This window comes from Parasphingorhabdus pacifica (assembly GCF_054779195.1).
The window spans coordinates 168,497-192,043 of the sequence record NZ_BAAGYS010000015.1; the positions used below are offsets into that span (position 1 = coordinate 168,497).

21 protein-coding genes are annotated in these 23,547 nt (G+C 69.4%); 4 read left to right on the forward strand and 17 right to left on the reverse strand.

Going from position 1 to position 23,547, the window contains the following annotated elements:
• Positions 1 to 146 precede the first annotated feature (146 nt).
• From ACYVAN_RS22635 to ACYVAN_RS22685, 11 genes are read right to left on the reverse strand one after another with little or no spacing between them, the layout of a single operon-like run.
• Positions 147 to 1,490: a UDP-glucose dehydrogenase family protein gene (locus tag ACYVAN_RS22635; RefSeq protein WP_460962855.1), complete on the reverse strand. Its 1,344-nt coding sequence runs from the start codon at positions 1,488 to 1,490 to the stop codon at positions 147 to 149.
• Positions 1,468 to 2,277: a hypothetical protein gene (locus ACYVAN_RS22640; RefSeq protein WP_460962857.1), complete on the reverse strand. Its 810-nt coding sequence runs from the start codon at positions 2,275 to 2,277 to the stop codon at positions 1,468 to 1,470. Before ACYVAN_RS22640 ends, ACYVAN_RS22635 begins: the two co-directional genes overlap by 23 nt.
• On the reverse strand, positions 2,274 to 3,218 hold the full coding sequence (locus ACYVAN_RS22645) for a glycosyltransferase family 9 protein (RefSeq protein ID WP_460962859.1): 945 nt from the start codon (positions 3,216 to 3,218) through the stop codon (positions 2,274 to 2,276). The genes ACYVAN_RS22640 and ACYVAN_RS22645 overlap by 4 nt, the downstream gene beginning before the upstream one ends.
• Entirely contained in the window at positions 3,215 to 3,901 is a 687-nt protein-coding gene (locus ACYVAN_RS22650) for an SDR family oxidoreductase (RefSeq protein WP_460962861.1), read from the reverse strand. Before ACYVAN_RS22650 ends, ACYVAN_RS22645 begins: the two co-directional genes overlap by 4 nt.
• 21 nt (positions 3,902 to 3,922) lie before the next feature.
• Positions 3,923 to 5,266: a PfkB family carbohydrate kinase gene (locus ACYVAN_RS22655; protein WP_460962863.1), complete on the reverse strand. Its 1,344-nt coding sequence runs from the start codon at positions 5,264 to 5,266 to the stop codon at positions 3,923 to 3,925.
• Positions 5,232 to 5,819 (reverse strand): D-sedoheptulose-7-phosphate isomerase, encoded by a 588-nt coding sequence (locus tag ACYVAN_RS22660; protein WP_460962865.1) that lies wholly within the window; start codon positions 5,817 to 5,819, stop codon positions 5,232 to 5,234. Before ACYVAN_RS22660 ends, ACYVAN_RS22655 begins: the two co-directional genes overlap by 35 nt.
• Positions 5,816 to 7,042, reverse strand: a complete 1,227-nt coding sequence (locus tag ACYVAN_RS22665; protein WP_460962867.1) for a glycosyltransferase — start codon at positions 7,040 to 7,042, stop codon at positions 5,816 to 5,818. Before ACYVAN_RS22665 ends, ACYVAN_RS22660 begins: the two co-directional genes overlap by 4 nt.
• A complete protein-coding gene (locus ACYVAN_RS22670) occupies positions 7,039 to 8,001 on the reverse strand; it encodes a glycosyltransferase (protein ID WP_460962869.1) in 963 nt (320 codons plus the stop codon). The genes ACYVAN_RS22665 and ACYVAN_RS22670 overlap by 4 nt, the downstream gene beginning before the upstream one ends.
• A complete protein-coding gene (locus ACYVAN_RS22675) occupies positions 7,989 to 9,011 on the reverse strand; it encodes a glycosyltransferase family 9 protein (RefSeq protein WP_460962871.1) in 1,023 nt (340 codons plus the stop codon). The genes ACYVAN_RS22670 and ACYVAN_RS22675 overlap by 13 nt, the downstream gene beginning before the upstream one ends.
• Entirely contained in the window at positions 9,011 to 10,519 is a 1,509-nt protein-coding gene (locus ACYVAN_RS22680) for an HAD-IIIA family hydrolase (RefSeq protein ID WP_460962873.1), read from the reverse strand. The genes ACYVAN_RS22675 and ACYVAN_RS22680 overlap by 1 nt, the downstream gene beginning before the upstream one ends.
• On the reverse strand, positions 10,516 to 12,153 hold the full coding sequence (locus ACYVAN_RS22685) for a carbamoyltransferase family protein (protein ID WP_460962875.1): 1,638 nt from the start codon (positions 12,151 to 12,153) through the stop codon (positions 10,516 to 10,518). The genes ACYVAN_RS22680 and ACYVAN_RS22685 overlap by 4 nt, the downstream gene beginning before the upstream one ends.
• Positions 12,154 to 12,384: 231 nt before the next feature.
• Here ACYVAN_RS22685 and ACYVAN_RS22690 point away from each other — a divergent pair, with 231 nt between their 5' ends.
• Genes ACYVAN_RS22690 through ACYVAN_RS22700 form a run of 3 tightly spaced genes read left to right on the forward strand, consistent with a single transcriptional unit; the run spans position 12,385 to position 14,640 of the window.
• The gene (locus ACYVAN_RS22690) at positions 12,385 to 13,293 is read left to right on the forward strand and encodes a polysaccharide pyruvyl transferase family protein (RefSeq protein ID WP_460962877.1); all 909 of its coding nucleotides are present in this window, start codon (positions 12,385 to 12,387) and stop codon (positions 13,291 to 13,293) included.
• The gene (locus ACYVAN_RS22695) at positions 13,290 to 14,183 is read left to right on the forward strand and encodes a glycosyltransferase family 2 protein (RefSeq protein ID WP_460962880.1); all 894 of its coding nucleotides are present in this window, start codon (positions 13,290 to 13,292) and stop codon (positions 14,181 to 14,183) included. The genes ACYVAN_RS22690 and ACYVAN_RS22695 overlap by 4 nt, the downstream gene beginning before the upstream one ends.
• Positions 14,184 to 14,211: 28 nt before the next feature.
• Positions 14,212 to 14,640, forward strand: a complete 429-nt coding sequence (locus ACYVAN_RS22700) for a GAF domain-containing protein (RefSeq protein ID WP_460962881.1) — start codon at positions 14,212 to 14,214, stop codon at positions 14,638 to 14,640.
• Here the strand turns inward: ACYVAN_RS22700 and ACYVAN_RS22705 are convergent.
• A complete protein-coding gene (locus tag ACYVAN_RS22705) occupies positions 14,582 to 15,550 on the reverse strand; it encodes an NAD-dependent epimerase/dehydratase family protein (RefSeq protein WP_460962920.1) in 969 nt (322 codons plus the stop codon). The genes ACYVAN_RS22700 and ACYVAN_RS22705 overlap by 59 nt on opposite strands.
• Before the next feature lie 109 nt (positions 15,551 to 15,659).
• Here ACYVAN_RS22705 and ACYVAN_RS22710 point away from each other — a divergent pair, with 109 nt between their 5' ends.
• Positions 15,660 to 16,562 (forward strand): glycosyltransferase family 2 protein, encoded by a 903-nt coding sequence (locus tag ACYVAN_RS22710; protein ID WP_460962883.1) that lies wholly within the window; start codon positions 15,660 to 15,662, stop codon positions 16,560 to 16,562.
• A 101-nt stretch (positions 16,563 to 16,663) separates the two neighbouring features.
• Here the strand turns inward: ACYVAN_RS22710 and ACYVAN_RS22715 are convergent, their stop codons facing one another.
• The 5 genes from ACYVAN_RS22715 to ACYVAN_RS22735 all read right to left on the reverse strand — a co-directional run bounded on the left by ACYVAN_RS22715 (position 16,664) and on the right by ACYVAN_RS22735 (position 23,507).
• On the reverse strand, positions 16,664 to 18,268 hold the full coding sequence (locus ACYVAN_RS22715; protein ID WP_460962885.1) for a peptide chain release factor 3: 1,605 nt from the start codon (positions 18,266 to 18,268) through the stop codon (positions 16,664 to 16,666).
• A gap of 316 nt (positions 18,269 to 18,584) precedes the next feature.
• Positions 18,585 to 20,159, reverse strand: a complete 1,575-nt coding sequence (locus tag ACYVAN_RS22720; RefSeq protein ID WP_460962887.1) for an ABC transporter ATP-binding protein — start codon at positions 20,157 to 20,159, stop codon at positions 18,585 to 18,587.
• Entirely contained in the window at positions 20,156 to 21,001 is an 846-nt protein-coding gene (locus ACYVAN_RS22725; RefSeq protein ID WP_460962889.1) for an ABC transporter permease, read from the reverse strand. Before ACYVAN_RS22725 ends, ACYVAN_RS22720 begins: the two co-directional genes overlap by 4 nt.
• A complete protein-coding gene (locus ACYVAN_RS22730) occupies positions 20,998 to 21,945 on the reverse strand; it encodes an ABC transporter permease (RefSeq protein WP_460962891.1) in 948 nt (315 codons plus the stop codon). Before ACYVAN_RS22730 ends, ACYVAN_RS22725 begins: the two co-directional genes overlap by 4 nt.
• Entirely contained in the window at positions 21,942 to 23,507 is a 1,566-nt protein-coding gene (locus tag ACYVAN_RS22735; RefSeq protein ID WP_460962893.1) for an ABC transporter substrate-binding protein, read from the reverse strand. The genes ACYVAN_RS22730 and ACYVAN_RS22735 overlap by 4 nt, the downstream gene beginning before the upstream one ends.
• Positions 23,508 to 23,547: the final 40 nt, after the last annotated feature.

Sequence of the window (23,547 nt, forward strand, 5' to 3'; positions counted from 1 at the left end):
GCCCGGCGGACGAACACTATTTGTGCTTGCACTCTCATCGACTGCCTTCTCACCAGCCATTTCAGCGACAAGACGCCCAACGACTGCACACTCTCCGTCTACTGACTGGCTCGCGCACCCCCGACGCTCGGGGGCACCCACGCGTCCTACGCGTTCTTCCAGGAGCTCCCACCGACTCGTCCGAGCCCGCACCAATCGAGACCGGCGAGGCGCAGCTCGGTGGGGTCGAGGTGGTTCCGGGTGTCGACCACCACCGGCCGATCCAGCAGGTCGGCCAGCCGCGGCCAGTCGAGTCCACGGAACTCCTGCCACTCCGTCAGCAGCACGAGTGCCGCCGACCCCTTGGCCACCTGGTACGGGTCCTCGGTGACCGTGACCGGATCGAGCAGGCCCGGCTCGTTCCCCCGAAGTGCTGGATCGTAGGCGAGAACCTCCGCTCCGCGATCGACCAGCAGCCGGGCCACCGCCAACGCGGGCGAATCCCGCAGATCGTTCGTGCCCGCCTTGAAGGTCAAGCCCAGCAAGCCGATCCGGAGTCCCTCCAACCGGGCGGGAGCGCCACAGGCCGAGGCGATCTTGTCCGCGACCCGTTCACGCTGCCACATGTTCGAACGGATGGTGGCCCGCAACACCGAGAAGTCCGAATCCGCCTCCTCCGCGACCCGCATCAGCGCCGCGGTGTCCTTCGGCAGGCACGATCCACCCCAGCCTGGTCCGGGACGCAGGCAGGAGTTCTCGATCCGCCGATCGAGCCCCATCCCTTCGGTCACATCCGTGACATCGGCACCCAGCCGATCGCACAACTCCGCGACCGCGTTGACGTATGAGAGCTTCATCGCCAGGAAGCAGTTCGCCGCGTACTTGACCATTTCCGCACTGGCGGCATCGGTGACCACCGCGGGAGCCCCCAGCCCGCCGTAGACGGACACGAGCCGCTGCGCGGCCGCCCGGCTGTCGGTCCCGATCACGATCCGACCCGGATGCAGAAAATCGTGCACGGCCGCCCCCTCGCGCATGAACTCGGGATTGCTGGCCACCGGAACATCACCGCGTCCGAGCGATTCCGCGAGCCACTCGGTGGTACCCACCGGCACCGTGGACTTGGTGACCAGCACGCATCCGCGCGGCAACCGATCCCCGATCTCGTCGGCGACGGCCTCCACCGCTGCCAGATCCGCCGCGCCCCCGGCGCCCATCGGAGTCGGCACGCACAGGAACACCACGTCGGCCCCGACGGTAGCCTCGGCAGGTCCCGCCACGAAGCGCAACCGACCGGTCGAGATCCCGTCGGAGACCTTCTCCGGCAGTCCGGGTTCGCGGATCTCCACCACACCACGCGCGAGACGCTCGACCTTCGCCGCATCCACGTCTCCGCACACCACGTGATGGCCCAGCGAGGCCAAGCATGCCCCTGTGGTCAGTCCGACGTAACCCGCTCCGATGACCCCGATTCGCCGGGAAACTCCGTCACCGGCAAGCACTTCCACCACGCCCCCGCCCTTCATCGCCGAACTCGCGCAGCATCGGTGTCCCGGGGTCCCCGCCCGCCATGTCGAACAGCGAACCGAGGCCCGCGAACTCGTCGGGGTCGGCGGGCAGCAAGGAGTCTCGGCATTCGATCCGATCGTCGTACCGGAGGCACTCGACGACGCTCCGAGCATCGACGCCGACCTCCGCGCAGAGTTCGGCAAGCTGTTCGAAGAACCGGTGGCGGATCGCGCAGTATCCGTCACCGGCCGGTGCGATCAGGTCGGCGCTGCGGACGTCGCTCCGGACGACCGGTGCGTTCACGCCCCCGTAGAGGCACTCCGCAGCGCTCGACGCACGCTCGTCGTCGGCTCCGATCACGATGCGGGCGGGTTCCAGGAAGTCCCGGACCGCGCGACCCGCGCGCAACGCGAGCGGGTTGCTGACCACGGCGTCCGCACCACGGCCGAGACGGTCGCCCACGGCCTTCGTCGATGCCCACGGTGGCACGCAGGTGTTGACGACCACGCCATCCCCGATCCGCGCTCCCGCGCGATCCAGCTGGTCGACGGTCGGGCCGCAGACGACCAGCACGTCCGGGCAGGGCCCCTCGGAAAACGACCACCGGCCGCACCTGATCGCGTGCTGGGCCAACGTCGGCAAACCGGGCTCGCCGCACTCGTCGGCACGGGAGCGGACGCGGCTGGTGACCTGGTGGCCGAGCTCCGCCATCCCGGCGGCCACCACAGCGCATCGTCGGCCCCGTCCCACCACCAACACCCGGAGCCGACGTTGCCACCGGAAACTCATCGCGCCACCTCGGAGTCGCCGCGATCGAGCAAGGTTTCGGCCGATTCGAGCACCGCTGCGGTCGACAGTTCCAGCAGTGCAGGGTCGGGCCGGTCCGCGAACGTGTCACCGGTGGTGCCGTTCCACAACGTGACGTGTCGGCGGTCCTTCGGTGGTCCCCAGTGGAACGGGGAAACCGGACCGAACAGCGTTACCGAAGGTCGGTGGTATGCGGTGGCCACATGGGCGAGCCCGGTGTCACCGCACAACACCAGCCGTGCGCCGTGGACCAACGCGGTGAGCTGCCGCAGACTCGTGCTCCCCGCCAGCACCGCTGAATCCTCGATCCCCGCCAGTTCGGCCACCCGCTCCGCGGCGGGACGCTCGGCGGCGCTACCGGTGATGACCACCCGCTCTCCACGGGCGGCGAGCTTTCCCGCGACAGCGGCGAATCGTTCCACCGGCCAGCGCCGGGCACCGTGGCTGGCACCGGGATGCACCACCGTCGATCCCGGGCGGAACGACTCCTCCGGTGGCGCCAGGAACAGGTCCGCGTCGTCCGGTTCGAGGCCGTACCAACGCAGCATCCGGCACCACCGCGAGACCTCGTGCTGGTCGTCCGACCAGTCGGGACCATCGACGTCCGGATGCGCGGGATGCCGGTGGCTCAGGACGCACTCGGCGCCCGTCGACCGCACCGCTTCGAGGCTCTGCGGCCCCTTCCCGTGCAGGTTGACCGCGATACCCGGCGCGGGTGCGGACCATGACAAGGCCATAGGCCCGTCCGTCGGCCACAGATCGTCGGCCGCACGGGTCAACGGCACCAGCTCCGCGAGGGATCGCGGAGCGGCCAGGACCAGCCGGTGTCGTGGCCAGGCCTGCCGCAGCGCGCGCAGGGCCGGGACCGCGGTCAGCACGTCTCCGAGACCCAGCGCGCGCAGCACCAGGATCGTGCCGTTCACGGCCACGAACCCTCTTCCGAGGAGCACACGACCAGTTCCCGGACTTCGCAACCCGGCGGCTGCCGCAGCGCGAACAGGACGGTTTCGGCGACGTCCTCGGGCTGGTTGAGCTTCGCCTCCCGAGGCGGTTGGTACTGCTCGTCCCGTCCGTCGAAGAACGAGGTCCACATTCCACCGGGAACGAGCATGGTCACCCCGATCCGGCCCGCCGTCTCGGCGGCCAGCGAGCGGGAGAACCCGACGACGCCCGCCTTCGACGCACAGTAGGCCGTGGCGTCCCCGACTGCTTTGATGCCGAGGGTCGACGAGCAGGTGACCACCGTTCCTCGGCTGCGCAGCAAGTACGGCAGCGCGGCGCGGACGACCGCTGCCGTGCCGAGCAGGTTGACGCGCACCACTCGGTCCCACTCGTCGGCGGGGACGGCGTCGAGCGGGCCGCACGAGTCGATGCCCGCGGCGGTGAACACGCCGTCGATCCCGCCCGCGGAGTCGGACAGTTCGCGGACGGCCTGCTCGGCCGCTCCCCCGTCCGCGAGGTCGACGGTGCGGTACTTGACCGGATCCGGTGGTTCCAGGCGGTCCAGCACGAGCGGGGTTCCGCCGCGTGCGGCGACCGCGCGAGCGGTTGCAGCCCCGAGTCCCGAGGCGCCTCCGGTGATGAGGATGTTCCCCATGTCGTTCATGCGCTTCTCCCTTTTCTCGGATCAGCCGACCGCCTGCGCACTGTCGAGCAGACGAGTGGACGAGTAACCGTCGAGCAGCGGCAGGAGCACGGTGCGTCCACCGTGTCGCCGCACAACCCGCGCTTCGGGCAGTTCCGATGGCTTGTACTCGCCACCCTTGACCCACACGTCGGGCCGGAGTTCCGCCAGCAGCTCGCACGGGGAGAGTTCGTCGAAGACGGCCACCGCGTCGACGCATTCGAGCGCTTCGAGGAGCTTGCGCCGGTCCTCCGCACCGGCCACCGGCCTGGACGGGCCTTTGAGCCCGCGCACCGACTCGTCGGAGTTCAGGCACACCACGAGGACGTCACCGAGGGCGCGCGCCCGCTCCAGCAGGTCGACGTGTCCGGGATGCAGGAGGTCGAAGCAACCCCCCGCGGCCACGACCCGACCTCCTTCGGCTCGCACCCGCGCCGCAACTTCGAACGCCGAAAGCGGGTGGGTGCGGACGGAGTGGCTGGTTCGATCCGTGTCCCAGCACTCGACTCCTCCCCCGGCCACGAATCGGCTGGAACTGTCCACAGCGTACCGAACACAATCCACAATGGACTCACGATTGCCGAGTGCCTTCGCGGCGGCGACCGCGAAACTGTCCCCGGCCCCGCACACGTCCGAACCCGGCGGTACTTCGGGCGCGGGCACGTGTTCGCGCGCCGGTACGACGACCGCGCCGTCAGCACCCAACGTCACGGCCACGGCACCGCATCCCCAACGCTGCCGCAGGACTTCCGCGGCGACCACCGGCGAGCTCACCTCGTCGAGGACACCTGCCTCCGAGCGGTTGGGCACGACGAGGTCCGCCCGCGCCACCGGTACAGCGCCCTTCGGATGCGGGTCCCACACGAGTGGGGTTCCCGGCCCCAACGCGGTCAGTTCCCCTCGCAGCCACGCGTTGCGGGTGATGCCGCGCCCGTAATCGGCGACGAGCACCGTGTCCGCGTCCCGGATCGCCGCGCGGGTCTCGTCCCCCAACGGCACATCGGGTACCGCACCGTCACCGGAATCCAACCGCAGCAGCGACTGTCCGGACGCGCGAACCCGGATCTTCGCCGGTGTGCCCCCGATAAACGGCGCATCGATGAGCGTCACCTGACCGGACAGCAGCCGACCGAGTTCGCCACCGTCCGCGTCAGCACCACGCCCGGTCACGACCGTGACGTCCACGCCCTGCCTCGCGGCGAGCAACGCGGCCAACGCCGCCCCTCCCGGACGTCGGACGCGGGCGGCCACGTCGACCACCGGCACCGGAGCGTCCGGACAAAGCCGACTCGCCGAACCGGTCAGATCCACATCAAGTACGGCATCCCCGATGATCGTCAGCTTCACCACACGCCTCCTCATCGAACGCCGCGCACAGCGCGTGCACGAGGGCCAGATGCATTTCCTGGATCGTCGCGACGCTCGTCGCTTCCACCGGCACCGCGTCGTCACAGACCGCGGCGAGGCTGTTCGGCGTCGGCCCGGTCAGTGCCCAGGTGACCAGCCCCAGTTCGTGCGCGGTCTTCACCGCGGCGATGACGTTGTGGCTCCGGCCGCTGGTGGACAACGCGATCAACACGTCGCCCCTGCGGCCGTGGGCCTGCACCCCGCGTGCGAACACCTCCTGCTCGCCGTAGTCGTTGAGGATCCCGGTGATCGCGGACGTGTCGGCGTGCAACGGGATCGCCGAGAACGGCCTGCGGTCCCGCAGGAATCGGCCGGTCAGCTCGCCGCTGAGGTGCTGGGCCTCGGCGGCACTGCCCCCGTTGCCACAGGTCAGGAGTCGACCGCCCTCGCCGAGCACGGTCGCCAGGTGTCGAGCCCACGAGTGCAGGACGGGTGCCGAACCAGCGGTCTTCTCAGCGGCTCTGCCCAGCGCCGCGAAGTGCTCCTCGATCATGGCGCACCTCCGGTCGACGCGGCGAACCTGCTGCGGTCTTCCGCCAGCACCCCCTGGTAAACAGCCTCTGTGTCCCGCACCAGCACGTCCCACCCGTAGTGGGCGTGCACGCGGCTGATGCCGGTCCGTCCGAGCTCGTGACGCCATCCGGGACGGGCCAGCAGTTCGCGGACGCGCTCGGCCAGCGCCTCGACGTCCCTCGGGGGAACGAGCAGACCGGTCACTCCGTCCACGACGGTGTCGAGGTGCCCGCCGACCGCTGTCACCACCGGAGGAACGCCGCAGGCCATGGCTTCGAGCGGCACGGTCCCGAAGGGCTCGTACCACGGGACGCTCACGACCACGTCCGCCGAGCGGTACAGGGCGGGAACAGCAGAATGGTCGACCGGCCCCAGGAACACGACCCGATCCACCACTCCGTGGTCGCGCGCGATCGTCCGCAACCTCGCCACCTCACCGTCCGCCTCCCACTCCGAAGCTGCCGGCCCACCCGCGATCACCAGCTCGGCGTCCGGGATCCGGGCCAGTGCGGCGATCACCGTGTCGATTCCCTTGCGCTCCACGAGCCGCCCGACGCAGAGGATTCGCGGCCTGTTCCGGCCGTCGGGGGTACTCGCTCCGTCCGGCACGAACTTGGTCACGTCGATGCCGCACGGCACGATCTCGGTGCGGTCCGGACGGACTCCCATCCCGACCAGCTCGTCGACCTCGTCCGAACAGGTGGCCACGATCAGGTCGACCGTCCGCGCCACCGTCGCTTCCAGACGCGCCCGCCGGGCCGGACTCGTGTCGCGAGTGCCCTGGTGCCGCCGTTTGACCCGACCAAGAGCGTGGAAAGTCTGCAGCAGCGGGATCGCGGTCCCCGCCGCGGCCCGGCAGACCGCCAGGCCGCTCATCCAGAAGTGCGCGTGGACCAGATCCGGCCGCTCCCGCGCCCAACGACGCGCGAGGTTGTCGGCGAACTCGTCCATGAACGGCAGGAGAGCATCCTTGGGCACCGGCTCCGGAGGCCCCGCGGGCACGTGCTCGACGACGACGCCGGTATCGAGTGGCACCCTCGCGGGCACGTCGGGAGCTTCCCTCCTGGTGTGCACCACGACGTCGTGACCGAGCCCGGCGAGGCGGGTCGCGAGTTCCGCGACGTGCACGTTCTGCCCACCGGCATCGGCACCTCCGAGCGCGGCGAGCGGGCTGGCGTGTTCGGAGACCAGATGGATCCTCACCTCGTCACCTCCTCCAACAGGTCGTCCCACGCGGTGTGGAAGCGGTCGAGCGAGTAGGTGCGCAACGCCGATTCCCGAGCGGCCGCGCCGATTTCACGAGCCCGGTCCGGATCGGCGACGAAATCCGCGACGGCGTCGGCGAGCACGTCGAGTCGGGTGGAGACCACTCCGGCTTCCGGCGGCACCGCCTCGACCGCCTCCGTGGTCGCCAGGGCGACAACCGGCATGCCCAGCTGCATGGCTTCCAGCAGGGAAAGCCCCAGCGAGGTCCAGCGGTACGGGTGGACGTACACGCGCCGCAACGCGAGCGCCGAGTGCATGTCTGCCTGCGGGAAGTTCTCGTATGGCGTGAGGGAGTCGGTTCCCAGCCACTCCGGCACACCGCACACCCGCATGCCGAACAGGTCCAGCGGGACCTCACCGGTGATGCTCGGAAGCAGGTCGGTGCCGGCTATGCGGGCACGCCGGAGGGGCTCGTTGATAGCCGCGGCGGCGCGCGGGAGTTCACCGGTGTAGCGATAGCCGGGATCGATGATGCCGTGTTCGACCACCGACGTGGGCGCGCGGCCGCAATCCCAGAACGCCCGGTTGAAGTGTGTGACGTGCACGACCGGGATGTCGTCGCGATCCGCGAGCGGGTGCCGGGTCGCGGCCACTTCGCCCCTGGGCGCGTCGTGCTCCACGTAGACGGCGGGCACGTCGATGCCGGGGCGCCTGCCGAGCCACTCCTCGGCGAGATCCACCTCGTGCGGGCGCTGCAGGACGAGCGCGTCGACCGGCAGCTCGGCCAGTTCCTCGGGCGGGACCTCGACGGCGTGCCCCGGCCAGGTGAACGTGTCCGGCCTGCCCTTGCCGTCGGCGTCGCCGCCCGGCTTCCGGGGCACGAGGTAGGTGTGGTTCGGCCCGTGCACGAACGCCGTCGTCCAGGAGCCGTGCACGTGCCAGATCAGGATGCGCATGCCACCACCTCGATCCGGTGCACCGCGTCCACCACGTCGTGCGCGGAGACGTTCGACAGGCAGGGATGACCGCTGATCGGGCATTCCCTCGCGCGGGAGGCGCGACAAGCGGCCTGCTGGTCGCCGAGGAGCACCGTGGGGACGCCGTAGGGCGCCCATCTCGCCGCGGGCACGACCGGGGCGAACAACGAGACGACCGGCGTTCCCACCGCGGCTGCCAAGTGCGCGGGCCCGGTGTTCGGCGCGATCAGCACCCGTGCGTGCGCGAGCACGGCCGCGAGCTCACGCAGGCCGGTCGCACCGCCGAGGTCCAGCGCGTTCCCGCCCGCGACCCGCGCGGTCAGTTCGCGCTGCGCGGGAGTTCCCGTGACGACCACGCGATGACCACGCCGGGCCAGCAGTCGCACCGCCTCGGTGCAGCGTTCCGCGGGCCATTCCCGAGCGGGCACCGACGCTCCCGGGTGCACCACCACAAAATCCGACGATCCGACCAGGTGGGACACGTCCGGCAGTGGTCCGCGAATGGCGAGGCGGCCGTCGTCGGTGGCTGCAAGGTCGTACCCACCGGCCCGGACCAGCGAGAGCGCACGTTCCGGCTCCGGCGGATCGCCGTCAACGCGGTGGCGGAGGTCGAGCAGCGAACCCGGGTAGTCCTCGCTGATCGCACCGATCCACTCCACACCCGCCATGCGCAGCAGTAGTGCCAGCGGCAGCGCGGACTGGTGGAACGAGGTCAGCACGAGGGCCTTCTGCGGACCGAGCTCGCGGACGCGATCGATCAACTCCCGCATGTCGGGTTCGCGGACCGGATCCGGTTCCGGGTCGATCCACGGAGCTCGCCAACGAACCACTCGCTCGACGCCGGGAAGCAGTTCGGCCGCCGCGGCCCCTCGGGGGCCGGCGAGCATCACCACGGATTCCGCCCTCGCGGCAACCGCCCGCACCGCGGGGCCCGCGAGCAACACGTCACCGATATTGTCCAGTCGAGCCACCAGAACGCGTTGCGTCATCACCGACCTCCCAGAATCCGTTCAACGGCTTCCGGGACCGTCGCGACCACTTCGGCTCCGGTCCGGGCGTCGGCGATCTCGGTGCGCAACGTCCGCTCGGTGGGCACGAGGATCGCCCGCGCACCGGCCGCCCGTGCTGCTGCCACGTCCGCCCCTGTGTCACCGACGACAACGCATCGGGAAGGCTCCCCGCCGAGCGCCGACGCCGCGCGTTCGATCAGCGTGGGCGCCGGTTTCCGGCAACCGCACAGGTCGACCGAGTCGTGCACGCAGATCTGCCAGGTACCGAATGGCCCCAGCTGCCGTTCCACCTCGGCGTTCACCGCCGCCACCTCGTCCCTGCGCACCAGTCCGCGCGCCACGCCTGACTGGTTGCTGACGACACCGAGGGGAATGCTCTTGGACCGCAGTTGGTCGAGCGCCGCCCGCATACCGTCCTTGGGCCACACCAGATCGGGGTCGCCGTTGTAGGGAACGTCGTGGATCAAGGTGTCGTCCCGGTCGAACAGCACCGCAGCGGGCAGCCGTCCGGACGACCGGACCCGGATCTCGCCACGGGTTCGGTGCAGGCACGCGGCCGGCGGGATGAGCACACTGGTCACCACCATGCGCGCGAGCTCCGCCGGTGTTGCCGGGCCCTGCCGGATCCGGCGCAGGGCGAACTCCGCCGTCAGCGCGCACCACAGCGCTCCGGCGGCCCGCCCGATCCGCCGGAGCGTCGGTTTCGATGACCCGCCGATGGCCAGCGCGACGCCCGCGGCACCTGTGGTGAGCAGGTGCTGGACCAGCCGCCCGGCTCCTTCGCCGGTGCGCCAACGCCAGCGCCGGCCGTGCTTGCGCCGCATGGTCGCGTTGTCGGCATTCCCTCGTTGGGCGTGGACGCTGGCGAGGAAGCCGGCAGCACGAACCGGGTGGTACGTGATCCGCTCGCCGGTGACCAACCGGTACCCCGTCTCCTGCACTCGCAGAGCGAGGTCGGCGTCCTCCCGGAAAGCCCGGGGGAAGTCCTCGTCGAATCCACCGGTGGCCATCAGCGACGAGCGCCGGTAGGCCATGTCCGCGGTGATCCACCAAGCTTCGACCAGGCATGCGGTGCCTCGCTCGTTGTCGGTGGGTTTGCGATGTCCGGGCACGGGCACGACGATTCGTCCCTGGCACGCCGCGACGTCTCTGCCGACGTCGAGGTCCCGGCACAATTGCGCCCGCCACCGGGAACCGGGGATCACGTCGTCGTCCAAGAACACGATCCATTCGGTCCGCACGGCACGCCAGCCGGTGTTGCGGGCTCCGGCCGGTCCGCGACCGAACGAATGCAGCAGTCGCGTGGAAAGCCGGGAGTCCGGCAATCGCAGTGGAACCTCCGGGACCGGACGGTCGTCGACCACCACGACCTCCGCCGGATCCGGTCCCCTGCCCGCTTCCAGCGCGTCGAGCACCGCCCGCAGGCTGTCCCGGCCCATCGTGGGGATCACGACCGAGTAGACCGGCATCTCCGACTCGGCACTCACGATTCGCTCCCGGGCCGCCGCACCACGAACGGACCGATGACCAGCACGTCGATCGGGGCTGCGCCGAAGCATTCGAGAGCGTCCACGGGGCTGTCGACCATGGGACGGCCTGCCGTGTTGAAGCTCGTGTTGATCACAGCGGGCAGCCCGGTCCGGGATTCGAACTCCTCGAGCATCCTCGACAGCCCGGGTTGTGCGCCGCCGTCCACTGTCTGGATCCGCGCGGTGCCGTCCACGTGCACCACCGCCGGTATTCGGTCCTGCCATTCGGGATCGACGTCGTGCACGAAGAGCATGTAAGGACTCGGCAGCGGTCCTCCGGAGAACAACTCGCCCGCCCGCTCCTGGCGGACCATCGGCGCGACCGGGCGGAACTGCTCACGCCCCTTGACCCGGTTCAACCGCTCTACGTTGTCCGCGTGTCCCGGGTGCGCGAACAGCGATCGGTGCCCCAGCGCGCGCGGACCGAATTCGCTTCGGCCCTGGAACCACGCGACGATCCGATCGGCGGCGAGGTACTCGGCCGCTACCGCACCCACATCCCCTGGACGCTCGTACTTCAGCGCAGCGTTGTCGAGTAGCGCGGCGATGTCCTCTTCGGACCATTCGCGCCCGAGGTCGGCATCGGGCATCGGAATGATCCGATCCCCGTTGCTCGACGCGAGCTGCAGTGCACCACCGAGCGCCGTTCCCGAATCGCCCGCTGCCGGTTGAACCCACACCTGTTCGAACGGGCCTTCGACGGCGAGGCGGGTGTTCGCGACGCAATTGAGCGCGACGCCGCCGGCGCACGCGAGGAAGCGGTGTCCGGTTCGCTGGTGCAGCCAGCCTGCGAGTTCGAGGAGCACCTCTTCCAACCGGGCCTGCACGCTCGAGGCGAGCTGCGCGTGCTCCTCGCGCAGCTCACCACCGGGCTGCCGGGCAGGTGCCCAGCGGCCCCAGTCGATCGGCGCCACTTCGAAGTGCCCGTCATCGACCGTGCGCACGAATTCGGCGATCTCGCTGCTGAAGACCGGTTTCGCGTAGGACGCCAGGGCCATCACCTTGTATTCGTCGCTGGACCGTGCAAAACCGAGGTGCTCGGTGAGCTCCTCGTACATCAGGCCGAGCGAGTGCGGTAGTCGCTGCGTCGCGAGCACGTCCAGTTCCCCGTTCCGGTACGAGCCCGCCAGCGCGGAGATCCGCTCTCCACGACCGTCCACGGTCAGCACCGCACAGTCCTCGTACGGGGCGGCGAGCCCGGCGGACGCGGCGTGCGCAACGTGGTGCGGAACGAACTCCACAGTGGACGAATCGAGTCCTGGCAAGGCTGTTTTCAGGAACTCCGGCGCGCGGCGCGCGTACAGCGTACGCAACCATTCCCAGTTCCGATCCGTGCCGCTGAGACCTTCGTCGACCAGTCCCGGGTCGTACGAACACGCCACGGCATCCACCTCGGACGCCGTTATTCCGCCCGTCCGCAGGCACCACTTCGCGGCCTCCACCGGTTGTTCCCACGCGGAGAACGGCACCGGATCCTTGCCGTGCTTGCGCCGGGTGAAGCGTTCCTCCTCTGCCGCGGCCAGGATCCGGCCGTCCACGACGAGAGCCGCCGCCGGATCGTGGAAGACCGAGTTGATTCCCAGTACCCGCACGGTGAACCCCCAGATTTTGCCGGAATCCGTACTGGCCTTGACGCGCCGAAAAGCGTAAGTGTCCCCCGTACTCCGCTACCCTCCGAAGCGACGCGCGAAACAAACCACCACAAAACGCCCGTGGCCTTCGCCGTACGAGAACGATCGACCACTCACTCCGCGAAATCTTCCTGCATCCCCGCCCGCCGACGCGGGTATTCCTGCCACGACCGCGGAGGAGGGCAGATGCGCGTGCTGATCACTGGGTGGGCGAGTTTCGTTCACGGTGAGGCCACTGCTGGGGACGTGCGGAGCATGGAACGCGTCGCTGCGGAACTGACGGCGGACGGAATTCCGCACGACGTCGTGTGGAGCCCGAAATTCCGCGCGGACGGGCAGCCGTTCGCAGGCACGTCCGATGCGGAATACACCCATGTCGTTTTCGCCTGTGGCCCGCTGCACGGATGGCAGATCGAGGAGTTGCACCACCGTTTCGCCGGACTACACCGGATCGCGGTCGGGACCTCGGTGGTGACCTCCGATTGTCCCGCGGCCGCCGGTTTCGACCGCATCCTCGCCCGCGACGGACCCGGCCTTCCCGCCAGGAAGGACCTCGCCACCCAAGCAGGCGAGGGACGTTCACCGGTGGTCGGGGTTGTCCTGGCGCCCGGACAGCCCGAATTCGGCGATCGGCGGCGTCACGAGCAGGTCCACGAAGTCCTGCGGGACTGGCTCGTCGATCAGGAAGCCGCACCGCTACCGTTGGACACCCGGCTGGACACCGCCGATTGGCAGCGGTGTTCGACCGCCGACGAATTCGCCTGTCTGATCGCCCGGACGGATCTCGTCATCACAACCCGGCTGCACGGGATCGTTTTCGCCTTGTGCGAGGGCGTTCCCGCGTTGGCGATCGACCCCGTCGAAGGTGGCGGGAAGGTGACCGCCCAAACCGCGGCCTGGCAGTGGCCGGCTGTGATCAGCGCGGAGGAGCTGGCCGGTCCGCGTCCCCGACAGGTGCTCGACCGGTGGTGGACGTGGTGCCGTTCGGACGAGGCCAGGGAACTCGCAATCGCTTGCGAGCGTTCGGCGGCGGGAGGCTCTCCACTGCTGCCCGAGCTGGCGGCCTGCCTCCGGAAAGCCGGCCAGAGGGCCCGATCATGACCGGCGCCCCCGGGACGAGCGTCGTGATCGCAACCCGGAATCGCTGTCCGGAACTTCTGCGCACGCTGGCGAAGCTTCACGAACTGGCCCCGCCGCCACCGGTGATCGTCGTGGACAACGCTTCGGACGACGGCACGCCTGCCGCGGTGGCGGAGCGGTTCCCGCGTGTATCGCTGATCCGGCTGCAGCGCAACCTCGGAGCCGTCGCCCGCAACATCGGCTGCTTGGGCGCCTCCACGCCCTACGTGGCTTTCTGCGATGACGATTCGTGGTGGGAGCCCAAGGCGCTGACGATCGCGGAGACCGCGTTCGCCGACAATCCGGGAGTCGGCCTGATCGCGGCACGCACGCTGGTCGGCGAGCAGCGCCGCCCGGACCCGGTGAACGAACCGATGGCGAATTCACCGCTGACCACCCCACCGGAACTGCCCGGGCGGAGGGTCCTGGGGTTCACGGCGTGCTCGGCGATCGTGCGCCGTAGCGCGTTCGCCGGGGTCGATGGCTTCAACCCGGTCCTGTTCTTCGTCGCGGAGGAGAAGATGCTGGCCTGGGATCTCGCCACGCACGGGTGGGATCTGATCTACCTCGACGCCGTCGTGGCACGTCACCATCCGTCCGACCGGCGCTCCGGCACCGACCGGCGCGCGCTCCTCGAGCAGCGCAACAACCTGCTGCTGTCGTGGATGCGTCGATCCCCGGACGTCGCCGTCCAGCACACACGCAGGGTCGCTCGGGCGGCACTGACCGACCGGAACGCTCGTGGCGCGTTCTCGCAGGCCTTGCTGCGGGCACCGGCAGCACTGCTCCGGCGCAGGCGACTGCCCGCTCCGGTCGAGCGGGAGGTCGAGCTGCTCGAAGCCGACCAGCGTTCCGTGCGGCGCGATGTCTGATCGGCCCGTGCTCCCACCGCGGACGGCCTTGACAGAGGCCGTCCGCCTGGTGCCCGGCGCCCGGATGGCGTGCCTCCGAGTGCTCCACGTGCGCGGTGATGTTCTTCTGCACACCGAGAAACGAGCCGCGCGGATGGAGGAATGCCAGTTGGACCACGGCCACGGCCCGAGCATCGAGGCGGCGCGCTCCCACATGATCGTGCTCGCCGATGTCGGCGAGATCCGCACGCACTGGACGGCTTTCGCCCGCAGCGCCAGGGAATCCAACGTCTTCAGCTTCCTGGTCGTCCCGCTCTGCGAATGCGATGAACTCGTGGGAACGCTGAGCTTCTACGGACGTCGGTCCCATGCGTTCGACAACAACGCCGAAGTGGTGGCCGCATCGGCCGCCCGAGCGGTCATCCTCCGACTGCGGGCGGAACGAGCTGCCGACGGTACGCACGAGACCGCCAGCTGATCGTCCGTCGAAGACCTTCTCGAACACCGACCACGGGCCGCCATCCCAGTTTCTCCTCTGCCGTGGAGATGTCCGGGCAGCGCCGCCGCGGATCGTCCGGAGCCGCCGCAACGTGCACGATGGGCGAGCTCGACTCCGCGAGCACACGAACCACCTCGGCCAATGTGGACACACGTGACTCGTGCGGGTGGCCGATGTTGACCGGGTCGGGCCACGTTCCTGCCGCCACCGCGAGCAACCCGCCGACCGTGTCGTCCACGTAGCACAGCGACCGGGTCTGCTCCCCGTCGCCGGTCACCGTGATCGGCTCGTTCCGTAGTGCCTGCCGGATGAAGGTCGGAACCATCCGGCCGTCGTCCGAACGCATCCGGGGACCGTAGGAGTTGAAGACGCGCGCGATCCGGGTCTCCAGGCCGCGGTGTGCCCGGTAGGCGGAGGTGAGCGCTTCGGCGAACCGCTTGGCCTCGTCGTAGACCGCGCGGGGTCCGGTCGGGTCCACGTTGCCCCGGTAATCCTCGCGCTGCGGATGCACGAGCGGGTCGCCGTAGACCTCGCTGGTGGAGACCAGCAGGAAGCGCGCCCGGTTGTGTTCGGCCAGCTCCAGCGCGTGCCGGGTACCGTCACTTCCGCTGCGAAGCGTCTCCAGCGGCAGCTTCATGTAGTGTTCCGGCGACGCGGGCGAAGCCATGTGCACGACCAGGTCCACACCGTCGCGGGTGAACGGTGCGGAGGCGATGTCGTGGTCGATCAACTCGAATCCTGCTCGTGTCCCCATCTCACGGGTGTTCTCCCGCAGTCCGGTGCAAAAGTTGTCCAGGCAGCACACCGCGGTTCCTCGATCGAGCAAGGCTTCGCACAGGTGGGAGCCGAGGAATCCCGCACCGCCGGTGACCACGGCCCGACCGAACATCGACCGCACGTACGATCCACCACCCCTCCACGAGCCTGCACGATCGAGATACCCCTGGAGGTGCAGCGACAAACAACGGTGGGTACCCGCGTACGCGGGGTGGTCTCCGATGGTCCGAGCCGAGAACCGGGTAACCGTGGTGGTCATGACGCACAACCGCCGGGAAGAACTCCGGCGGACGCTGGCGCACATGGGAGCGATACCCGACGCCGCGCCGATCATCGTCGCCGACAACGCATCCACCGACGGAACCGCCGAGATGGTGGCCGCCGAATTCCCCGGCGTGGATCTGTTGCGTTGCCAGCAGAACGTCGGCGCCGCCGCGCGCAACCGGGCCGTCGACCGGATTCGGACTCCGTATGTGGCCTTCTGCGACGACGACACCCGGTGGCAACCGGGATCGGTGCAGCGGGCCGCCGACGTGCTCGACACGACTCCGGAGATCGCCGCTGTCATGGGCCGTTGCCTCGTCGAGCCGGCTCTCGAGGAGGACCCGCTGACCCCGGAGTTGCGGGCGTCACCGGTTCCGGCACCGTCCTGGTTGCCGGGTCCGGCACTGCTCAGCGTCATGGCCGGTCTGACGACCTTCCGCGTCGAGGCCTTCCGGCAGGCGGGCGGATTCTCACCCGTCCTGTGGCTCGGTGGCGAGGAGGAGCTGCTCGCGATCGACGTGGTCACCCGCGGGTGGTGGCTGTGCTGGGTGGAGGACGTCGTGATCCATCACGCGCCTTCCCTGGCGCGCGACGCGCGCCGTCGCCGCCAGCTCGGGATCCGCAATACGCTCTGGACTCTGTGGTTGCGGCGTCCGGCGCTCAGCGCACTGCGGCGCAGCGCCACCGTCCTGGCCTCAGCGCCTCGGGACAGGTACACGATCTCGGCCGTCGGCGAGGCGCTCGGTCGCTCGAGGTGGGTGCTTCGCAATCGCCGCGCCGTCCCACCGGAGGTCGAACGACTGCTGCGCCTGCTGGAGGAATCACAACGCGAGTCCGTTGCCCGCCGGTACGTCGGCTGATCCCGCGCGGTCGTTCGGGAGACGAGCACGCGTCCACACCGGCCGGTCCCCGACCGGCCCGGCGCGGCCCGAGTAAGCGCTTTTCCGAGAACCCGCCCGGATCAGCTCTCGTCGGCGATCACGTTTTCGAGCTTCAGTTCCGGGTGCAACCGCAGCAACGAGTTCATCGCGATGTTGTCGGAGAACAGCGCCAGCGGCGTACCGTCGTCGCGATCGAGCACTTCGCTCCTGGAGGTGTCGAACTGAGCCCGCTGGGTCGGATCGCTGACGATCCGCACGACTTGGTAGGGCAACCGGTCGAGCTGCAGCGGTACCCGGAACTCCGATTCCATCCGCTGCGCCGCGACTTCGAACTGCATCGGACCGACAGCGGCGAGCACCGGCGCGGCCTCCCCGCGTTTGTCCGACCGCAGGACCTGCACGACGCCTTCCTGCGCGAGCTGCTCCACACCTCGCCGGAACTGCTTGGAACGGCCGGGGTCCTTGGTGCGTGCGACCGCGAAGTGTTCCGGCGCGAAACTCGGAATGCCGGGGAACTCGACGTTCGGTTTACCGGAGTGCAGCGTGTCGCCCACGCGGAGCGCCTGGGCGTTGACCAACCCGATCACATCGCCGGGATAGGCGGTTTCCAGGGTCTCGCGCTGCTGGCCGAAGACCTGCTGCGCGTACTTGGTTCCGAACGGTCGACCGGTCTTCGCGTGGGTGACGACCATCCCGCGTTCGAACACGCCGGAGCACACGCGCGCGAAACCCACCCGGTCGCGGTGCGCGGGATCCATTCCGGTCTGCACCTTGAACACGAAGGCCGAGAACGGCGCGTCCAGCTCACGCGGCTTTCCCGCGACGTCGGGTCGGGGTTGTGGTTGCGGCGCGAGATCGACGAGCGTCTCCAGCAGCTGCCCCACGCCGAAGTTCCGCACCGCGGAACCGAACAACACCGGCGTGGCCTTCCCGCTTTCGAACGCGGCGACGTCCAGGTCGGAACCACTCGCCGACAGCAGTTCCGATTCCTCGCTGGCCTGTTCCCACTCCTCGCCCACCTCGTCGGCGGCTTCCGCAGCGGTCAACCGCTGTTCGTGCGCGACCTTCGCGCCGCCCTCGGTCCGCTCGTACCCCACGAAATCCCCGCTATCGCGGTCGAGCACGCCCTTGAAGCGGCCCGCTTCGCCGACCGGCCACGTCAACGGCATCGGTTCCAGCCCGATCCGTTCCCGGACCTCATCGCACAGTTCCAACGCGTCCCGGCCTGGACGGTCCCACTTGTTGATGAATGTGATCGTCGGGATGCCTCGGTACCGGCAGACGTCGAACAGCTTCAGCGTCTGGGGCTCCAGTCCTTTCGCCGCGTCCAGCAGCATCACCGCGCAGTCGACGGCGGCGAGAACGCGGTAGGTGTCCTCGGAGAAGTCCGCGTGGCCGGGCGTGTCCAGCAGGTTGATCACGCAGTCCTTGTAGGAGAACTGCAAAGCCGCCGAGGTGATCGAGATACCTCTGGTCTGCTCCATCTCCAGCCAGTCGGAGACCACCCCCCGACGGCTGCCCTTGCCGTGGACCGCACCCGCTTCGGAGATCACCTTGGCGTGCAGTGCCAGCGCCTCGGTCAGCGTGGACTTACCGGCGTCCGGGTGACTGATCACGGCGAACGTGCGCCGTCGGCGCGCCTCGTCGGACGGGGACGCCCCCGCTTGGCCGGATGTCCCGCTCATCGAGCGACCACCACGAGTGCCCGTGCCGCAATCCCGAGGATCAACTACTGCCCACCTTCACCAACAGAACCGAACATGCCCTTGACCGATGTCGGCGCCCACCGCTGTGGGCAGCTACGACATCCGAAGCACAACACTCACGTTACCGTAGTGTTCACCGCGGACGGTCCTCACCCGCCGAACACGACTCCGGCGAGATCGTGGAACCGCCACGTTCCGACCCGCACCACCCGGTCTTTCTCCGGCGGCGGTAGCCGGGAACCGGCACGGCCCGTCCACCGACCCTACTCCCGAATCGCGCCGCCCCTCGCGGGGCTCACGCCCGCGTGGCCGCGGACCCGAGGTCGGTCGCCGCGTCCACCAGTGCTCTGGTCGCGTCGTGCCGGGGGGCCAGGAGGACGTCCGAGGTCGACCCTCGCTCCACGATCCGGCCGTCGTCGATGATCAGCACGCGTTGGGTGAGGCCGCTCACCACCGCGAGGTCGTGGGTGATGACCACGAGCGCGCAACCCGTGTGCCGCTGGAGCTCGCCGAGTTCGCGGAGCAGCTCGGCGCGGGTCACGGCGTCCAGTCCCGAAGTGATCTCATCGCAGATCAGCAGATCCGGCCTGCTCAACACCGCCCGTACGAGTGCGGCCCGCTGGAGTTCACCGCCGGACAGCGACCCCGGACGCCGGGACGCGACCGATCGGGGCACGCCGACCCTGGCGAGTTCCACCGAAGCCCGCTCCACGGCCGTCTCCCGGGAGAATCCGCGCAGCCGTCGTGCCGTACGAGCGACCTGGTCGACCACCGGAACGAACTCGTTGAACGAGGCGCGGGCGTCCTGGAAGACGTACTGGACTCGGGCGAGCTGGGTGCGGTCGCGTCGCCGCAGCGACGGAGCGAGTGCGACCCCGTCGAGCCGAACCTCGCCACCGGTGAACGGGTGCAAGCCGGCGATGCACCTGGCCAGGGTCGTCTTCCCGCTGCCGGAACGACCCACGATCGCGCAAGTGTCGCCGGGATGAATGTCCACCGACGCATCGCGCACGGTCTCCCGCCCCGGCTGTTCCCGATGGCCCGCCGTGAGCGAGCGCACCGCCACCACGGGGCGTTGTCCGCGCTCGACCTCCCGCTCGGGCAACGGGAGTTCGGCGCGAGCTTCGACCAGTCGACGGGTGTAGTCGTGGGCCGGACGGCCGAGCACCCGCGCGGTCGGCCCGGCTTCCACGACGGTGCCCTCCCGCATGACCACCACCTGGTCGGCGAGCGCCCGGACGAGGTCGAGATCGTGGGTGAGCACGAGCACGGCGATCCCCTGCTCGCGGATCAGGCGCAGCTCGTCGATGATCCGGCCACGGGTGAGTACGTCCTGCCCGGTCGTCGGCTCGTCCGCCACGACGACCTTCGGGTCGCCCAGCAGCGCGTGCGCGAGCACGACGCGTTGCTGCTGGCCTCCGGAAAGCTGGTGCGGATAACGGCGCAGGAGCTCCGCGCCGTCGGGCAGCTGCGCGCGGCGGAGGGATTCGTGCACGAGTTGCCGGATCGAGCGCCTCCGCGCCGCCCGGGTACCGCCGCGGACGTACTGCCCGGCGATCTCGTGGAGCACCGAGCCGATCCTGCGCACGGGGTTGAGCGAAGCGGACGGCTGCTGGGGGATGTAGCTGACCGTGCCTGGCCGCGGTGGCCGGTCGCCGTCCACGACTTCTCCGTCTACCTCGACCCGCCCGCCGACCAGTGCACCTCCCGGCCACTCACCGAGCAGCGCCAGTCCGGTCGTGGTCTTGCCACTTCCGGAGGCACCGACCAGTGCGGTCACCTCGCCCGCACCCATCGCGAACGACACCTCGTCCACGATCCTGTTCCCGCCCACTGATACGGCGAGCGCGCGGACGTCGACGACGGTCATGAAACCACCTCCGTTCTCGGACGTCCCGACGTGGGCGCCGGGGTCTCCGCGGCCCGTCCCCGGGCCCGTTCGTCGTTTCGCAACCACTGGTCGAAGGCCAGGTTCACCCCGATCGACAACATGATGATCAGCACGGCGGGCACCACCACCGCCCACGGCTGCAGGAACAGGCCCGCGCGGTTGCGATCGACCATGGCGGCCCAGTCGCTCGTGCCGGGTGGGACACCGACACCGAGGAAGCTGGCAGACGCCACCAGGTAGACGGCACCGGTGAACCGGGTGCCCAGGTCCGCGGCCAGCGTCCGGAGCATGGCGCGGGCGACGTAGCCGCAGCCGATCCGCAGCCGGTTCTCTCCCTGCAGTCGCATCGCCTCCACGGCGGGACGGCTCGACACCGACAGCGCGGCGGCACGGCTGAGCCGGATCACGTCGGGAACGTTGATGAGGGCGACGATGGCGACCAGAATCCAGGCGATGTTCGGCGCGATCGAGGCGAGCAGCAGCAACAACAACATCGACGGAATCGCGAGGACGACGTCCAACGGTCGCATGAGCAGTTCGTCGAGCCACCGGTTGCGGGTCATCCCGGTGACCAGGCCCAGCGGAACCGCCACCAGGTAGGTGGCAGCGGTCGCGAGCACGGCGATGAGGACCAGCGATCGGCCGCCGAGCAGCACTTCGTTCCACACGTCGCGACCGACGAAATCGGTGCCGAGCCAGTGTCCCTGCCCTACCAGGAAGGCCACGTCCTTGGTGGTGTCCTCGGAGGCCACGAACGGCCCCAGCAGGGCCAGCAGCACGGGAACGCCCACGAGGGCGCCGGGAATCGCGTATCGGCTCATCGACCTACCTCCGAGGCGGGTGCGAATGCTCGGGCGGCGACGTCCGCGGCTAGGTTGATCAGCACGGTGGTGGTGGCGAAGACCAACGCCAGGCCTTGAACGACCGGCAGATCCCTGGCCGAGACCGCCTCGACGAGAGTCGTTCCCAGGCCGGGTACGGCGAACACGTACTCCACGACGATCACCCCGCCCAGCAGCCAGTCGAGAGTGCGGGCCAGCTGTTGGACGGCGGGCGCGATCGCGTTGGGCAACGCGTGCGCCACCTGGACCCGGGTGGGCCGGAGCCCGAGCCTGCGGGCGTGCCGCACGTAGTCCGAACGCAGCGCGTCGACCATGCCTGCTCGGACGAGCCTGCTCAGCGAGCACACCGGGCGCAGCAACAGGACGAACACGGGCAACACGAGCAGTGCGGGGTTGCTCAGCAGGGACTCCGATCCGACTGCCGTGGGTGGGAACCAACCGAGCTGCACGGCGAACAGCGCCACCAGCAGGATCGCCGTGGAGAACTCGGGAGCCGAGTACAGCCCGAGCGTGCTACTGGTGATCAACCGGTCGGTGCGGCTGCCTTCCCGGTTGGCGGCGAGCATCCCCAGCAGCACCGATACCGGAACGAGCAGTGCGACGGTGAGCGCGGCCAGCAGCAGCGTCGGCCCGATCGCCGCACCGATCACCTCCGTCACCGGACTCGGCCCCACCAGCGATTCACCGAGGTCGCCGTGCAGCACACCCGACATCCACGAACCGAGTCGCTGCCATGCGGGTTCGTCGAGGCGGAGCTGTTCGCGGAGCAGTGCGATGACCGCCGGGTCGGGATTGTCCCCGGCGGTCGTCACCGCAGCGTCCCCGGGCAACGCGTCGGTCAGGAAGAAGATCGCGACCATCGCGGCAACGACCTGCACGATGCCGAGCAGAAGCCGCCGGAGCACGTAGCGCGGGAGGTTCACCCCGACCACACCTTGTCGAACCGCGCCCAGTTCAGGGTGTTCGCGGGGGCCCGGTCGTCGATTCCGCCGATGTGGCCTGCCGAGGCGACCACGAAGTCGGAGACGCCCCACCACACGAAGCCGCCCTGGTCGTAGAGCTCTTCCTGCATCCGCCGGTAGAGCTCCGCCCGCCGACCTTCGTCCGATGTGGACTGCGCTTCGTGGAACAGCGCGTCGAAGTCGGGGCGCTGCCAATGGGACAGGTTCGTGGTCGAGGAGGAGAGCAACCGCTGCGAAATGTGCGATTCCAGCGGCAACGCACCCGATCGGTAGCTGGCGAGCACACCGCTGTCGGCGATGTCCGACCAGTAGGTGTCCTCGTTCCCCTGTTTGACGTTGAGGTTCAGTCCGGCCTGCTTCGCCTGGTCGGCGATGGCCACCGCAGCCTCCCTGAGCCCGCTGGAGGCGTCGGAGGTGTCGAAGTCGATGCTGAGCCCGTCCGCACCGGCCTGCTTGATCAGGGCCCTCGCCCGGTCCAGGTCCTGGCTTCGCTGGGGCAGCGAGTCGGCGTAGTACTGGTAACCCTTCCCGTAGAGGTCGTTTCCGATCTGCCCGGAGCCCTGCAACACCGATCGGACGAGCTCTTCCCGGTTGATCAGGTGGAACATCGCCTGCCGCAGCTCGGGCCGATCGAACGGTGGCCGGTCGGTCTTCATCACCAGGCCGTGGAAACTGCTCAGCGGGAGCCGGTGTATCCGCATCCGGCCGCTGTCCTCGTACGTGCGCGCGCTGGTCGGGGTGAGGTCGTGGGCGTAATCGACCTGCTCGCCGAGCAGCGCGTTCACCCGCGCGGACTCGTCGTTGGTCACCACGATCTCGAGTTCGTCCAGCCGTGGGGCGCCTTCCCAGTATTCGGGGTTGCGCGCGGCCACGAAGCTTCGCCCCGGTTCGAAGGAGACGAACTTGAACGGCCCCGAACCGATCGGGCGGTCGAAGTTCGTGGCACCTTCCGGGACGATGTACGCCCCGAGGGTGGCCATCGCGTTCGGGAAGTCCGCGTAGGGCCGGGTCAGCCGGAATTCGATGGTCCGGTCGTCGACGGCACGACTGTTGGGCAGGTCGATCGAGGACAGGCTCGCTTTCGCCCTGCGGGTGCTGCCCGGCTCCAGAATTCGCGCGTAGCTGGCGAGCACGTCATCGGCGCGCACCGGACGTCCGTCGTGGAAGGTGGCCTCACGCAACGTGATCCGCCAGGTGGCGAGGTCATCGGCTGCTTCCCAGCTCTCGGCGAGCCGGGGCTGCGGGGACATGTCGGATCCGTAGTCGGCGAGCTTGTCGAACAGAGCTTTGGCCCTGGCGATCTCGACGTACAGGTCGGTCGTGTGGGGGTCGAGCAGTTCGTCCGCGCCACCACCGGAGAAGGCGGCGCGCAGGCGACCACCAGGTCGGGGATCACCGGGGCCGGAGGCACCCGTTCCTCCTGCGCAGCCCGACAGCGCGGCCGCCGTGGCGGTGGCCGCGCCCAGCCCGAGGAAGCCTCGACGATTCAATCCGGCACCGGTTGTTCCGCGGTCGATTCGCACTTTCGATCACTCCATCTCCGGATCACCGCGCCGCCGTCGG